Raw genomic sequence first — 13,450 nt, forward strand, 5'->3', positions numbered from 1 at the left:
GCGGGGCGCGCCATGGCTTTGCGCATCGCCACTGCTGCGCCCGCACGCGCACAAGCTGCACGATTCGCGGCGGCGAGCAGGCGAGCGGCGCTACAGCACCGGCGGGCGCGCCACCATCAGGTAGAAGATCGCCAGGAAACTGAACAAGGCCGGCACGCCGAGCGCGGTCCAGTAGCCGAGGTGGCGTGCGTAGTCCAGCGGCAGTTCGCGGCCGTCCGCCGCGGCGGACGCGGCGATGTCGCGCAGGCGCATCTGCAGCCACACCACCGGCAGCCAGCACAGCGCGGCGATCACGAACAGCACGATCGACCAGTACAGCCACGCGCTGTGCAGCGAATAGCCCATCCTGTGCGCCAGGTACAGGCCGCTGAGCGGCTGGAACACGATGGTGGTGGCGGTGAACAGCCAGTCGGCGATCACCACGTAGCGCGCCACCACCGCCACCACGCGCGCGTCGCGGGTGCGGCTGACGAAGAACAGGTAGAACGCGGTGCCCACGCCGGTGCCGAACAGGAACGTGGACGACAGCACGTGCAGGTACTTAACGACGATGAGGTCCATGCTGCGGCTCCAGTGCGCTGGCCAGCGCGATCGCGGCCAGCAGCGGCAGGTTCTTCAGGATCGGCCCGTACGGGTGCAGCCAGTATTCGGGCAGGAAGGCGCTGATCACTACGGTGTACGCGCCGATCAGCAGCAGTTGCGCCGCGTAGACGTGGCGCCGCCAGCGCGGCAGGCACAGCAACGCCAGGCCCAGCGCCGCATCCAGCGCCGCGGCGGCGTACAGCGCGGCCACAGCCACGCCGCCGTGCAGGCCGGTGCGCGCGAGCAGGCTGAGGCTGTCGGCGACCGGGTAGGCGAACGCCGAGACATAGCCGGTGACGATCCACATCAGCGCGATCGACCAGCGCAGTGCCGGCAGCAGCCATTGCAGCAGCGCCGCCTGGCGCAGGCGCGCGCGGTTGCCGGCGTGCACGAAGTGCTCCGGCGCGCGCGGCGCGCGCCCGAGCGCGGCGTGCATGTCGTCCGGCGGTGCGGTCGAGCCGGCCTGCAGCATGTCCAGCGCGTCCGGCGCCAGCCAGCCGCTGCGCGGGCCCAGCAGGCGCCCGGCCAGGCGCAGCGGCGCCAGCGGGATCGGCAGGCAGCCGCCGATCGCGCCGAGGCCGCGCTTGAGCAGCGCCAGGTAGCGGCGCAGGGTCAGCGCGGCCGGGCCGACCGCGCGCAGCCGCGGCGGCGGATCGGGACGCTCCAGCAGGCCGACGATCGCCTCGCACAGGTCGTCCAGGTGCAGCGGCTGGATGCGCTGCTTGCCGTCGCCAGGCAGCGGCGTCAGCGGCAGCACCGCCAGCGCCGCGAACCACTGGCTGCTGGCGCCGTCGGGCGCGAACACCAGCGACGGCTGCACGATGGTGGAGCGGATCGGCAACGCCGCCAGCGCCGCATCGGCACGGCCTTTCGAGGCCAGATACGGCGCAGTCTTGGACGGATGCGCGCCCAGTGCGGAAATCTGCACCACCTGGCGCACGCCGACGTCGCAGGCGGCGCGGAACAGCTGCAGCGGGCCGTTCACATGCACTGCATCGAAACTCTGGCCTGTTTGTTCGCGAAAGATCCCGACCGCGTTGATCACCGCGTCCACGCCGCGCAGGTAGTCGGACCACGGTGGCGGTTCGGTCGCACCGAATCCAGCCCGTACGATCCGGGCCGCCGGCCAGCGTCGGCGCGCGTCCCGCTCGTCGCGAACCGCGAGGACCAGCTCATGCCCCCGATGCGCCAGCCTGTCGACCAACGCACTGCCGATCATGCCGCTGGCCCCGGTCAGCAGGATGCGCACGGCGCCTCCGCAACGCGGCGGTGGTGGCCGCACTGCAAACGCATCCTGCTGACCGGCTCAGCCGCCAGCATGGTGTCCACCGTGGTCGTGGCGGCGCTGGCGCGACGCCGCACCGGCGCGCTCAGCAGCGGAGCCAATGCCACCAGCCACTGGCTGTGGGGCGAACGCGCCAAGCGCCGACACGCGCCGAGCGCGCGCTACACCGCGATCGGTTACGCGATCCACCACGCCAGTTCGCTGCTGTGGGCCGGCGTGTTCGACCGCGCCACCCGCGCCAGCCACGCGCCGGCGCGGGTCGCCGCCACCGCTGCGGCGGTCGCCACCGCGGCCTATGCGGTCGACTACCACGTGGTGCCGCGGCGGCTCACGCCCGGCTTCGACCGGCATCTGTCGGCGCCGGGCATGGTCGTCACGTACGCGGCCTTCGCCGCCGGGCTGGCCGCGGCGCACTGGCTGCTGCACGCCGGCAGCCGGCGCGCGCCGCGGCGCTGAGCGCGCGCGGCTCATTCGTCCTGCGGCCAGGGGAACGGCGCCAGCGCGGTGCTGGCCGGACCGTTGAGCACCGCGCCGCTGTCGGCGGCGAAACGCGAGCCATGGCAGGGGCAGTCCCACGACTTCTCCTGCGGGCTCCAGCGCACCGCACAGCCCATGTGCGGGCAGCGCGCATTGAACGCATGCAGCGCGCCTTCGCCGTTGCGGTACACCGCGACCCGGTGCAGGCCGCGGCGCAGCACCGCGCCTTCGCCGCGGGCCAGTTCGGCCACGCCGGAGGCCTGGCCGGGCGCGATCCAGTCGCGGTACTGCACGGCGACGTTGGCGTTCTCGCGCAGCCATTCGCTGCCGCCGCGCAGCGATTTGCGGCGTGGGTCGTAGAGCGCGTGCCAGGGATTGTCGCGGCCTTCGAGCAGATCGGAGAGCAGCAGTCCGGCGACGACGCCGTGGGTGACGCCGTTGCCGGAATCGCCGGTGACGACGTACACGTTGTCCTCGCCGCCCGGATCGGCGCCGATGTAGGCGAGCCCGTCGCTCGGCTCCAGGATTTGCCCAGACCAGCCATGCGTGTAGCGGGTGACGCCGGGCAGCAGCGTATCGGCCCACTGCTGCAGGCGCACGAAGGCCTGCGGGTCGTCGCTCTGCCCGGTCTTGTGGTCCTCGCCGCCGATGATGGCGAGCATGCCGCCGTGCTCGCGGTCCTCGGTCAGGCGCACGTAGTGGTACGGGTCGCCATCGTCCCAGATCAGCGCGTCCGGCAGCGCATCGGCGGCGATCGGCCCGGCCACGACATAGCTGCGGTACGGCGCCTGCTTGGTGTGGATCGCCACGCGCTCGTGGAACGGCACGTTGCTGGCGATCACCGTGGTGTTGGCGTGCAGCACCTGTCCCGACACCAGCGTGACCCGGGTCTGCGCGCCGCCGTCCACCGCGGTCGCCTCGCCCAGGCAGAAGCGCACGCCCTGGGCGTGCGCCGCGTCGGCCAGCGCGTCCAGGAAGCGGCCCATGTCGATGCGCGCCTGGTCGTCGAAGCGCACAGCGGCGCCGAGCTGCGGCAGGCCGGGAATGCCGCCGTCGAGAAATTCGGCGCCCAGCCCAGCCGCGGCCGCGGCGTCGGCTTCCTTGCGCAGGCGCTCGGGGTTGCCGTCGTGCGCGAACAGGTAGCCGGGCACGCGGCGGAAACCGCAGCGGTCGGCGCTGGCGGCGACGAAATCCTCGATCCAGTCGATCGCCTCGGCATGGCTGGCGGCGGCCATGCGTGCCCCGTGCTCGCCATGCAGTTCGGCCAGCGCGTAGTAGCGGTCGTCCAGCGCCGAGGCCAGGTGCGCGGTGGTGCGCAGCGATTCGCCCTGGCCGATGCCGCCGCGGTCGATCACCAGCACGTGGCGTCCGCGCTGCGCGCACAGCAGCGCGGTGGTCAGCCCGGCCACACCGGCGCCGACGACGATCACGTCCTGCGCCTCGCTCGGCGGGGTCGGCGCGAAGTATGCCGTGGGGTCGCTGGCGAGTGACCAGACGGGCAGGGTGCGTGCGCTGGACATAGCTAGGAAACTCCGTGGCGGACTGCCGGGCCACGATACCCAGCGCAGGTGATCGCCGCGTCAGCGTAGCGTCGCGCGCACGGCAACGTCTGCATGGCTTGCCTGCATATTTTGCACGCCGTGCGAGCGTGGAAAATGTTTGAAAAATTCTTCACGGCGGCGGGACTAGTGTCGGCCGCGATCGGCTTCGCAGGGATCGAAATGCGCCCGCAGTCCCGTTGTCGTTGGATGGCGTTGATGATGGCCATGCTGCCCGGCGCGAGCGTCGCGGCGCCGGCGGACGGCGACTGGCCGATGCCGTCGCTCGACTACGCCAACACCCGCTACAGCCCGCTGCATGCGATCGATACGTCCAACGTGGCGGCCTTGCGCGTGGAGTTCACCTTCTCCACCGGCATCAACCGCGGCCAGGAGGCGGCGCCGATCGTGGTCGGCGACACCATGTACGTGGTCACGCCGTATCCGAACGTGGTGTTCGCGCTGGACCTGGGCAAGCCGGGCGCGCCGCTGAAGTGGAAGTACGCGCCGCCGCCGTTGCCGGCGGCGCAGGGCGTGGCCTGTTGCGACGTGGTCAACCGCGGCGGCGTGTACTGGCGCGGCAAGCTGATCTTCCGGACGTGCCGACGACGTAGCCCGGGCTCATGCTGCCGGCACGCATCTGCGCGAGGTTGAGGAACGGGTTGCGCGCCGCATCGACGCCGCGGTCGTAGCCCACGCCCATCATGCCGAAGTCGGAAGAGATCGTTGTGCAGTTCTGCAGCGTCTGCGTGCCGCCGCTGCTCAGGGCGAGGGTGTTGTTGTAGGCGGCGCACTCGTCCGGCGCCTGGGTCAGCGTCTTCAGCGAACCCGGCGGTGTCCCCTTCGCGATCGCGGCGACCCCGCAACTGCATTGCGCCGCCAGCACCTCGATCGAGTCGATGCGCGCCGCGGCGCTGTTGCCGTCGGGCGACACGCCGAGCCGCATCGGCACCTGCACGTACTTGCCGGGGTGGTACTGGCTGTTGCTGGAATAGAAGATGTAGCCGAGCTTGGTCGAGGCGTTCCAGGCTTGCTGGATCGCCGCGCTGAGCGGCACGACCACGCCGGTGGAGCCGGTGTCCACTTCCAGGACCTGGCTGGCCGCAGCGGCGCTGGCCGAGGCCGGGACTGTGCCGACCTGCACCCGCACCTGGTAGGCGTAGTGCGGCATGTTGCGCGAGACCAGCGGCAAGGCCAGCGTCTGCGTCTGCAACGTGCACGACTGCGCGTGCGCGCAGCTGGCCGCGGCCAGGCAGGCGACCGCGCCGCCCCAGCGTATCCATCGGTTCATGGCGGTGCCTCCGGAATGGGTGTGGCCGCCATGCTAGAGCCGGCGCCCGGCGTGGAAGGCCGCCGCGCCGGGCCGCCGCGCACTTGTCTACCTCGGCGCGCGAACCGCTGTGGTCGATATTCCAGTCCGCCTGGCGCCGCGGCGCGGTCGCTCTCCCGAAACAGCCGATGGCGCCGTTCGCGCGGCTGGCGCGCACGGAGGCCGCCGTGCCGCCGGCATTCCGGGCGGCAACCGGTGCGCCGGAAATTTTTGCCGGGGAGGCTGGCGCAATGCGGGCGAGGGCTGTAGAATGCCGGGCTCCCAAGCGGGAATAGCTCAGTTGGTAGAGCGCAACCTTGCCAAGGTTGAGGTCGCGAGTTCGAGTCTCGTTTCCCGCTCCAGATTCAGATAGAGCCCCGTCAGCGGGGCTTTGTTTTGTCGGACCGCCGTTGGCGGTTTCGGCTAGAATCCAGTCCACCGGCCTGGTGGCAGAGTGGTTATGCAGCGGACTGCAAATCCGCGTACGCCGGTTCAATTCCGACCCAGGCCTCCATCTTCGACAAGGGCTCCGGCCCTTCGTCATTTTCCGCAAGCAGACGGCTGCCGGCGGGCGCGACCGCCTTGGCTTGCTCCACGCGCTCGTCCACCAGCCCAGCGGCCATGCTCCAGATAGCCGAATGCGTGGCGCTCGGCGTCTGGCTGTCTTCGGCGTTCCGCCAGCACGATGCACAGCCATCCTGTGGGCGCGCCATGGATCGGGCGTTTCCCGCCCGGCATCGCAGCTAGGCGCGCGGAATCAACGGCAGCTGTGGCTGAATGCTATACGTCAACACGGCCAGCAAGCTGGTGGCCGCGGTCTATGGCGGGGCCTGTGTACGATCATCGTGGCGACGAACGGTAACGACGGGAAAACGGCATCTGATCCACCTCGCACTGGGCGTGAGTGATACTGCTGGATCGTCGACGGTGCGAGGGTCCTAACGGTTCTCCGACATGCCGCTGCACTGGAGTGCGCGGTGCGCTTGAGACGAATCGCCGGGTACGCTCCAAGCATCCTGCTATCTCTGTCGATGAACTGCCAGGGAAATAGCATGAGCGCTGTAATGGGCACGCACGAAGGCGAGAACAAGGAGCCCGCCTTCATTCAAGGCTGCAGCTGTCGAGTGTGGGCGATTGACGGTTGGGAAAACGAAGCGATAGCGAGCGCTTTGAATAACAGCCTTGCAGCTCTAGGGACAAAGCTGGCGTCGAGTCGAGCCGCAACCAAGAGATCGTTTGACGACAAGTTGGCTGCATTCTTGACGTTGCAAAGGAGTCCGCCGGCGAAGCACAACAAGCTGTGCATTGTCTATGGCGTCTTTGATTCGGACGAAGACATCTTGCCGACCCACATGTGGATCGAGTACGACGGGTACATCTACGACACTGTGCCGGGAGATCCCCTATGCAGGAAGAAAGCCGGTCCCATAAACCGGTACTTTCCCGCATGTGAACCGCACCGTCAGCCACAGCAGATGGTCGGGAGCGCGCAGACGTATCTTACGAAGCGGCAGTCTCGAGTGCTCAAGGCAGCGAATGGAAACTGGCGACAGCACGGGGGCGGCATCACGATCTATGTCCCGGCAGACCAGGTGGTGAGAGAGTAGGAACTCGACAGCATGAGAAGGGCTGAGCTTTTAGCCAGCGTTCGACCGACGCTTCGACCTCTGTCCTGCCCAAAATATCCCCGTCGCGGGGGAGAGGGACGACGCATCCTCCTGGCAGCGCCGTACGAAAAACACATCCCATATATCTGCGGCCGCAGATTCGGTGATGCACCTGCAGCGATCCCATCTCGGCGAGTGCTGCTTCAGGCTGGCCGTCATCGGAGGCCTATGTTCAATCCAACGGACGATCGACTAGGCCGCATTCGGCATCCAGCGGCGTCGCGGCACCTGCAGCATGACGGCGCGCCGCCGCGCCGGCGGCAGGCGTCCCGCCAGGTCGCGCCGTCATTGGGCGGGGCGGCACGCCAGCGCCGCTCAGCGCGCAGCGAACAGCCACGCCAGCGACGTCGCCAGCAACAGCGCAAGCCCGGCCAGCAAGCGCGGTCGGCGCAGCCAGCGCCGCGGCTGGCGGTCCACCGCGTTGGCGCTGGCGACGCGCAGCAGGCCGTGCGCGAAGCCGTGGCCGTCCATGCTGCGGTCGCAGGCGTCCACGCAGGCGCCGCAGGCGGTGCAGGCGTAGTGCGCGCCGTTGCGCAGGTCGATGCGTGCCGGGCAGGCATCGATGCAGGCGCTGCAGTCCACGCAGTCGCCGAGCTGGGCGTCGCTGAACTTGGGCAGGATGCCGGCGTAGGCGGCCAGTGCCTCGCTGCGCCGGCCGTCCTGGCCGGCGAGGCGGGCGATGCCGGCGCGCAGCGCGTAGTCGCGGGCGGTGCCGGCGTCGAGCAGGCGTCGCCCGCGCTGGGCCACGCTGCCCTGGCCGCAGGCGCGCGCACCGCGCGGTTCGCCGCGCCGTGCGTCGTAGCCGATCAGCGGCGTGTCGCGGTCGCACAGCAGCGGCTGCAGCCGCGCGTAGGGGCACAGGTAGCGGCACACCTGGCTGCGCAGGAAACCGGCATTGCCCCAGGTGGCCAGGGCGTAGAACAGCACCCAGAAGGTTTCCCAGCCGCTCCAGGCGAACGGGCGCACGCGCGCGACCAGCTCGGCGATCGGCGCGAAATAGCCGACGAAGCTGATCCCGGTCCACAGCGCCAGCGCCGCCCAGACCACGTGGCGCGCGGCCGCCGGCCAGGCGGCGAAGCGCCGTTCCAGCCAGGCGAAGGCCTGGCTCCAGACCGTCTGCGGGCAGGCGAAGCCGCACCACACCCGTCCGGCCAGCGTGGTCGTCACCGCCAGCGCGGCCATCGCGGCGAGCAGCGCCAGCAGCAGCCAGCCGATGTCGTGTGGCCACAGGGTCCAGCCGAACAGCTGCAGGCGCCGCGCCGGCAGGTCGAGCAGCAGCGCCTGGCGCCCGTCCCAGCGCAGCCATGGCAGCAGGTAGAACGCGGCGAACAGCAGCCACAGCACGCTCCGGCGCGCGCGCGTGTAGCGGCTGCGCAGCGGCGCCACGGTGTGGGCGGCGGCCACGGCGGGCGTGGCGATCGTGCGCGATGGAATGGCGCGGGACGCAGGCGTGCCGCTCACGGCAACGGTTCCTCGGCATCGTCGCCGCCGGCGCGCGGCGCCGGTCGCGACAGGAATCCGGTCAACCCGCTCGACGCCAGCGTCGCCAGCCAGAACATGAAGAAGCCCAGCGTGTAGCCGAACTCGCGGCTCAGCTGGCGGCCCGGGAAGCTGATGTCGCGCAGCGCCAGCGGATCGACCACGGCGAAGAACAGCACGCTCATCGCGCCTGCGACCAGGAAGCTGGGCCACAGCACCACGCCCAGCCGCTGCACCAGCGGCCGCGGCGCGGCGGGATCGAACAGTGGGTCGAGCAGGGGATCGTCGCTGGGGGTCATGCGGGCGGACTCCATGGCGGAAGGAAGAGGTGCGGCATGCGCCGGGGTGGTGCCGCGCGCGGGCCGGCGCGCCTCGCACGCGGCCGCGCCGCCGATCCCCCGTCGACGGCGGCGCAGGCGCATGCCGCCAACGCAGACTAGGCAGCGCGGCGCGTGGCGACATTGATCCTGATCAAGGCCGGGCCGGCACCGATGCGGATACTGGACGCATCGAACAGGAACGCCGCCATGCATGACCCCATCGCCGCCTTGCCGTTGCCCGGGCCGGACCTGTGCAGCGAGGACGAAGTGACCGCGCTGGTGGACGCGTTCTACCGCCGCGTGCGCGCCGACCCGGAACTGGCCGCGGTGTTCGCCGCGCACATCGAGGACTGGGACGCGCACCTGCTGCAGCTGAGCGACTTCTGGTCGGCGATGCTGCGCGGCACGCGGCGCTTCCGCGGCGCGCCGATGCCCAAGCACATGGCCATGCGCGAACTCAGCGCGGCGCTGTTCCAGCGCTGGCTGGGCCTGTTCCGCGCCACCACCGCCGAGTTGGACAATGCGCCGATGCGCGTGCTGGCCGACGACATCGCCGCGCGCATCGCCGACACCTTCTGGCGCCGCCACCAGATGAGCTGGCGGCCGTTCGAGCCGGTCACGCCGTTGCCGCCGGCCGATTGATCCAAGTCAAGGCGGCCCGCCGCCGCCGCGCGCAAGCTCGTGTCCATGGACATCCTCACCGCTCCCGATCCCGCCGCCGCCTGGACCTTCGACGCCGAGCTGCTGCGCCGCTACGACCGTCCCGGCCCGCGCTACACCTCGTATCCGACCGCGCCGCATTTCCAGGCCGGCTTCGGCCCGACGCAGCTGTTCGCGGCGGTGCAGGCCAGCGATCCGGCGCGCCCGCTGTCGCTGTACGTGCATGTGCCGTTCTGCCGCAACCCGTGCTTCTACTGCGGCTGCAACCGGGTCATCACCCGCGACGCCGGCAAGGGCCGCGCCTACGTGCAGCGGGTGCTGCGCGAGGCGGCGATGATGGCCGCGTGCTTCGATACCGAGCGCGAGGTGGTGCAACTGCACCTGGGCGGCGGTACGCCCAATTTCCTGGCGCCGGAACTGCTGGGCGAACTGCTGCGCGGCCTGCGCGGGCTGTTCCGTTTCAGCGACGCGCCGGATCGCGACATCTCCATCGAACTGGATCCGCGCACAGTGACGCCGCAGGACATCGCCGCGCTGGCCGCACTGGGCTTCAACCGCGCCAGCCTGGGCATCCAGGACTTCGATCCGTTGGTGCAGGAGGCGATCAACCGCCGCCAGGGCGTACAGGAAACGCTGGACATCCTGCGCGCCTGCCGCGTGCAGGGCATGCGTTCGGTCAACGTGGACCTGATCTACGGCCTGCCGCGGCAGACCCTGGCCGGGTTCGAGCGCACCCTGGAGACGGTGATCGCGGCGCGCCCGGACCGCCTGGCGGTGTACGGCTATGCGCACATGCCGCAACTGTTCAAGGCGCAGCGGCGCATCGCCGATGCGGACCTGCCCGATGCCGAGCAGAAGCTGGCCCTGCTCGGGCTGGCGGTGCGCATGCTGTCGGCGGCCGGCTACCAGTACATCGGCATGGACCATTTCGCGCTGCCGCACGAGGACCTGGCGCGCGCGCAGCGCCAGGGCGGGCTGCACCGCAATTTCATGGGCTACACCACGCATGCCGAGACCGACCTGCTCGGGCTGGGGGTCAGCGCGATCAGCCGTATCGGCGACAGCTACAGCCAGAACCAGCGCGAACTGCCGGCCTGGGAGGCGGCGGTGGATGCCGGCGACAGCCCGGTGCTGCGCGGCCTGCAGCTCAGCGCCGACGATGCGCTGCGCGCGGAGCTGATCCAGCAACTGATGTGCCAGGGCCGCGCCGACGTGGCCGCGCTGGCGCAGCGCCATGGCATCGACTTCGACCGCTATTTCCACGACGAACTGCAGGCGCTGGCGCCGCTGTGCGCCGACGGCCTGGCCGAACACCGCGACGGCGTGATCCAGGCCACCGCGCGCGGGCGCCCGCTGCTGCGCCTGATCGCGATGTGCTTCGACCGCTACCTGCGCCAGCCGGCGCAGCCGGCACGCTATTCGAAGGCGATCTGAGCGGCGCGCGCCGACAGGTTCACCGTTTGCCGACTGGCATCCCCGGTTCCGTCGTGGCGGCGGCGCCGGGGCTTTTGTTTGGCGCTTGTGGCGCCGCGGCGGCCTGTATGGCCGTCGACTGCGGCGTGTGAGCGCTGCGCACGCCTGCATTTGCGGCTGCTCATACCGAAACGTGGATGGTGCCCGGAGCCGGAATCGAACCGGCATGGGGTCGCCCCCGGCGGATTTTAAGTCCGATGCGTCTACCAGTTTCGCCATCCGGGCCTGGTGCCGCTAGCGTGCCTGATTGCGTCCGAATTGTGAACCGCGCACGTCGTCGCCGCGCTACATGGCGCGGGTGAACGTCCCGACTGTCGTGGATCTTGCCGAAAGGAACCCGAAAGACAGCCCGCCTAGGCTCTGCGCGAATGAGCCGGAGAGCCGCCTTGCGCGTCCAGTGGAAGATTCTTTGCGATTTCGACGGCACCGTGTCGCTGCAGGACGTGACCGACACCTTGCTCGAGCGCCTCGGCCGCCCCGGCTGGCGCGCGCTGGAGGACGATTGGGTGGCCGGGCGCATCGGCGCACGGGAGTGCATGAGCGGCCAGGTGGCGCTGCTCGATGGCGACGTGGACGCGCTGCACCGCGTACTCGACGACGTGCGCATCGATCCGGCGTTCGTGCGCTTCGTCGATCTGGCGCGCGATCTCGGCATCCCGCTGAGCATCGTCAGCGACGGCCTGGACTATCCGATCGCACGGATCCTGGCGCGGCACGGCCTGCACCAGCTGCCGATCGTCGCCAACCGTCTGCTGCGCACCGATGCCGGGCGCTGGCGCATGGCCTCGCCGCACGCGCGGCCGGGCTGCGCCAGCGGCACCTGCAAGTGCGCGGTCATGGCGCAACAGCAACCGGCGCGTTCCACGCTGCTGATCGGCGATGGCCGCTCCGATTTCTGCGTGGCCGGCAAGGCCGATCTGGTGTTCGCCAAGGACGGTCTGCTGCGGCATTGCCGCGCCAGCGACATCGCCCACCGCGCGATCGGCGGCTTCGGCGATGCGATCGCGCTGCTGCACGAGCTCGCCGTGCCCGCCGTGGCGGCCGCGCGCCTCCCTCTCCCCGTTCCCCAACGAGCCTGATCCTCATGAATCGGAATGTTCCGCTCCCCAAGGCGCTCGCGCCGCTCCACGGCGATCTCGACACGCTCGACGCTCCAGAGCACGCCAGCCCGCAGCCGGCGGCGCCAGATCCCGACGCGCTGCTGCGTACCGGCCCCGATTACCACGCCGCGCTCGGCGATGCGCAACTGTTGGCCGACGAGGCCGAATACTGCTCGTTCGGCGACACCGTGCACTACAGCGAGCCGCCGCGGATCTTCGCGCATTGCGACGGCAGCTATCTGTACGACACCGAGGACGTGCCGTACCTGGACCTGCAGATGTGGTATTCGGCGGTCAACTTCGGCTACGCCAATCCGCGCTTGAACGGCGCGCTGAAGCGGCAGATCGACAGCCTGCCGCAGGTCGCCAGCCAGTACCTGCACCCGACCAAGATCGAGCTGGCCAGGACCATCGCCCAGGACGCGCAGCGCAAGTGGGGGCGCAAGGGCAGGGTGCATTTCAACGTCGGCGGCGCGCAGGCGGTGGAGGACTCGCTGAAGCTGGTGCGCAACGCCAGCGGTGGCAAGAGCCTGGTGTTCGCGTTCGAGGGCGGCTATCACGGCCGCACCCTGGGCGCCTCGGCGATCACCTCCTCGTACCGCTATCGGCGCCGCTTCGGCCATTTCGACCGCGCCCAGTTCATCGAATTCCCGTACCACTTCCGCGGCCCCAAGGGCATTTCCAAGGAGGAATACGGCGAGCAGTGCGTGGCCAGGTTCGAACGCCTGTTCGAGACCGAGTACAACGGCGTGTGGGATCCCAAGGCCGGGCAGTGCGAGTACGCCGCGTTCTATGTCGAGCCGATCCAGGGCACCGGCGGCTACGTGATTCCGCCGCCGAACTTCTTCACCGGCCTGAAGCGGGTGCTGGACAAGTACGGCATCCTGCTGGTGGTCGACGAGATCCAGATGGGTTTCTTCCGCACCGGCAAGCTGTGGGCGATCGAGCATTTCGGGGTGACCCCGGACGTGCTGGTGTTCGGCAAGGCGCTGACCAACGGGCTCAATCCGTTGGCCGGGATCTGGGCGCGCGAGGAACTGATCAACCCGACCGTGTTCCCGCCGGGTTCGACCCATTCCACCTTCGCCTCCAACCCACTAGGCACCGCGGTGGGCCTGGAGACCATGCGCATGCTGGCCGAGACCGACTACGAAACCATGGTCATGGCCAAGGGCGCGCATTTCCTCGACGGCCTGCGCGACCTGCAGAAGCGCCATCCGGAAATCGGCGACGTCGACGGCCTGGGCCTGGCGCTGCGCGCGGAGATCTGCCAGGCGGACGGCTTCACCCCGAACCGCAAGCTGCTCGACACGATGGTGGACATGGGCCTGGAGGGCGAGCTGCGCCACAACGGCAAGCGCATCGGCCTGGTGCTGGACGTGGGCGGCTACCACAAGAATGTGATCACCCTGGCGCCGTCGCTGCACATCAGCCACGACGAGATCGACCTGGGCCTGTCGCTGCTGGACCAGTTGCTGACCCGCGCCAAGCGGGTGGCATGAGATGGCGGGAGACAGCGCGTTGGCGCCGCGTTGCCTCCCATCCTTCGCCGCGGCGCGC

The 13,450-nt window shown here is 70.0% G+C and carries 13 protein-coding genes and 3 tRNA genes; 9 read left to right on the top strand and 7 right to left on the bottom strand.

The window, feature by feature from the left end:
* Positions 1-90: 90 nt before the first annotated feature.
* The gene (locus tag VDQ83_RS05540) at positions 91-561 is read right to left on the bottom strand and encodes a DUF2269 family protein (protein WP_455434156.1); all 471 of its coding nucleotides are present in this window, start codon (positions 559-561) and stop codon (positions 91-93) included.
* Complete coding sequence (locus tag VDQ83_RS05545; RefSeq protein ID WP_455434157.1) at positions 542-1,831, bottom strand: SDR family oxidoreductase; 1,290 nt, start codon at positions 1,829-1,831, stop codon at positions 542-544. Before VDQ83_RS05545 ends, VDQ83_RS05540 begins: the two co-directional genes overlap by 20 nt.
* A 72-nt stretch (positions 1,832-1,903) precedes the next feature.
* On the opposite strand from VDQ83_RS05545, the gene VDQ83_RS05550 reads away from it, so the two are divergent.
* Complete coding sequence (locus tag VDQ83_RS05550; protein ID WP_455434158.1) at positions 1,904-2,323, top strand: hypothetical protein; 420 nt, start codon at positions 1,904-1,906, stop codon at positions 2,321-2,323.
* Between the two features lie 11 nt (positions 2,324-2,334).
* Here VDQ83_RS05550 and VDQ83_RS05555 read toward each other — a convergent pair whose 3' ends face one another.
* Positions 2,335-3,864 (bottom strand): FAD-dependent oxidoreductase, encoded by a 1,530-nt coding sequence (locus VDQ83_RS05555; RefSeq protein WP_455434159.1) that lies wholly within the window; start codon positions 3,862-3,864, stop codon positions 2,335-2,337.
* Between the two features lie 240 nt (positions 3,865-4,104).
* Between VDQ83_RS05555 and VDQ83_RS05560 the strand changes: the two genes are divergently transcribed.
* The gene (locus VDQ83_RS05560; RefSeq protein WP_455434160.1) at positions 4,105-4,536 is read left to right on the top strand and encodes a hypothetical protein; all 432 of its coding nucleotides are present in this window, start codon (positions 4,105-4,107) and stop codon (positions 4,534-4,536) included.
* Here the strand turns inward: VDQ83_RS05560 and VDQ83_RS05565 are convergent.
* Entirely contained in the window at positions 4,436-5,173 is a 738-nt protein-coding gene (locus VDQ83_RS05565) for a hypothetical protein (RefSeq protein ID WP_309915018.1), read from the bottom strand. The genes VDQ83_RS05560 and VDQ83_RS05565 overlap by 101 nt on opposite strands.
* Before the next feature lie 304 nt (positions 5,174-5,477).
* Here VDQ83_RS05565 and VDQ83_RS05570 point away from each other — a divergent pair.
* From VDQ83_RS05570 to VDQ83_RS05580, 3 genes are all read left to right on the top strand, one after another.
* Positions 5,478-5,553, top strand: a tRNA-Gly gene (locus VDQ83_RS05570).
* Between the two features lie 78 nt (positions 5,554-5,631).
* Positions 5,632-5,705 (top strand) — tRNA-Cys (locus VDQ83_RS05575).
* 538 nt (positions 5,706-6,243) lie between these two features.
* The gene (locus VDQ83_RS05580; RefSeq protein ID WP_309915021.1) at positions 6,244-6,798 is read left to right on the top strand and encodes a hypothetical protein; all 555 of its coding nucleotides are present in this window, start codon (positions 6,244-6,246) and stop codon (positions 6,796-6,798) included.
* A gap of 375 nt (positions 6,799-7,173) precedes the next feature.
* Here the strand turns inward: VDQ83_RS05580 and VDQ83_RS05585 are convergent, their stop codons facing one another.
* Complete coding sequence (locus VDQ83_RS05585) at positions 7,174-8,244, bottom strand: 4Fe-4S dicluster domain-containing protein (protein WP_455434284.1); 1,071 nt, start codon at positions 8,242-8,244, stop codon at positions 7,174-7,176.
* Positions 8,245-8,315: 71 nt separating this feature from the next.
* Positions 8,316-8,636, bottom strand: coding sequence for a hypothetical protein (locus VDQ83_RS05590; protein WP_263398030.1), 321 nt, complete (start codon positions 8,634-8,636; stop codon positions 8,316-8,318).
* A gap of 192 nt (positions 8,637-8,828) precedes the next feature.
* Here VDQ83_RS05590 and VDQ83_RS05595 point away from each other — a divergent pair, with 192 nt between their 5' ends.
* On the top strand, positions 8,829-9,299 hold the full coding sequence (locus VDQ83_RS05595; RefSeq protein ID WP_455434285.1) for a group III truncated hemoglobin: 471 nt from the start codon (positions 8,829-8,831) through the stop codon (positions 9,297-9,299).
* A gap of 45 nt (positions 9,300-9,344) precedes the next feature.
* Positions 9,345-10,751: an oxygen-independent coproporphyrinogen III oxidase gene (gene hemN / locus VDQ83_RS05600; protein ID WP_455434161.1), complete on the top strand. Its 1,407-nt coding sequence runs from the start codon at positions 9,345-9,347 to the stop codon at positions 10,749-10,751.
* A 177-nt stretch (positions 10,752-10,928) separates the two neighbouring features.
* On the opposite strand, the gene VDQ83_RS05605 is transcribed toward hemN, so the two are convergent.
* Positions 10,929-11,015 (bottom strand) — tRNA-Leu (locus VDQ83_RS05605).
* Positions 11,016-11,158: 143 nt separating this feature from the next.
* Here VDQ83_RS05605 and VDQ83_RS05610 point away from each other — a divergent pair.
* Both VDQ83_RS05610 and VDQ83_RS05615 read left to right on the top strand, forming a co-directional pair.
* The gene (locus tag VDQ83_RS05610) at positions 11,159-11,869 is read left to right on the top strand and encodes an MtnX-like HAD-IB family phosphatase (protein ID WP_455434162.1); all 711 of its coding nucleotides are present in this window, start codon (positions 11,159-11,161) and stop codon (positions 11,867-11,869) included.
* Positions 11,870-11,874: 5 nt separating this feature from the next.
* Positions 11,875-13,392 (top strand): aspartate aminotransferase family protein, encoded by a 1,518-nt coding sequence (locus tag VDQ83_RS05615; protein ID WP_455434163.1) that lies wholly within the window; start codon positions 11,875-11,877, stop codon positions 13,390-13,392.
* Positions 13,393-13,450 lie beyond the last annotated feature (58 nt).

This window comes from Xanthomonas sp. WHRI 7945, assembly GCF_035026585.1.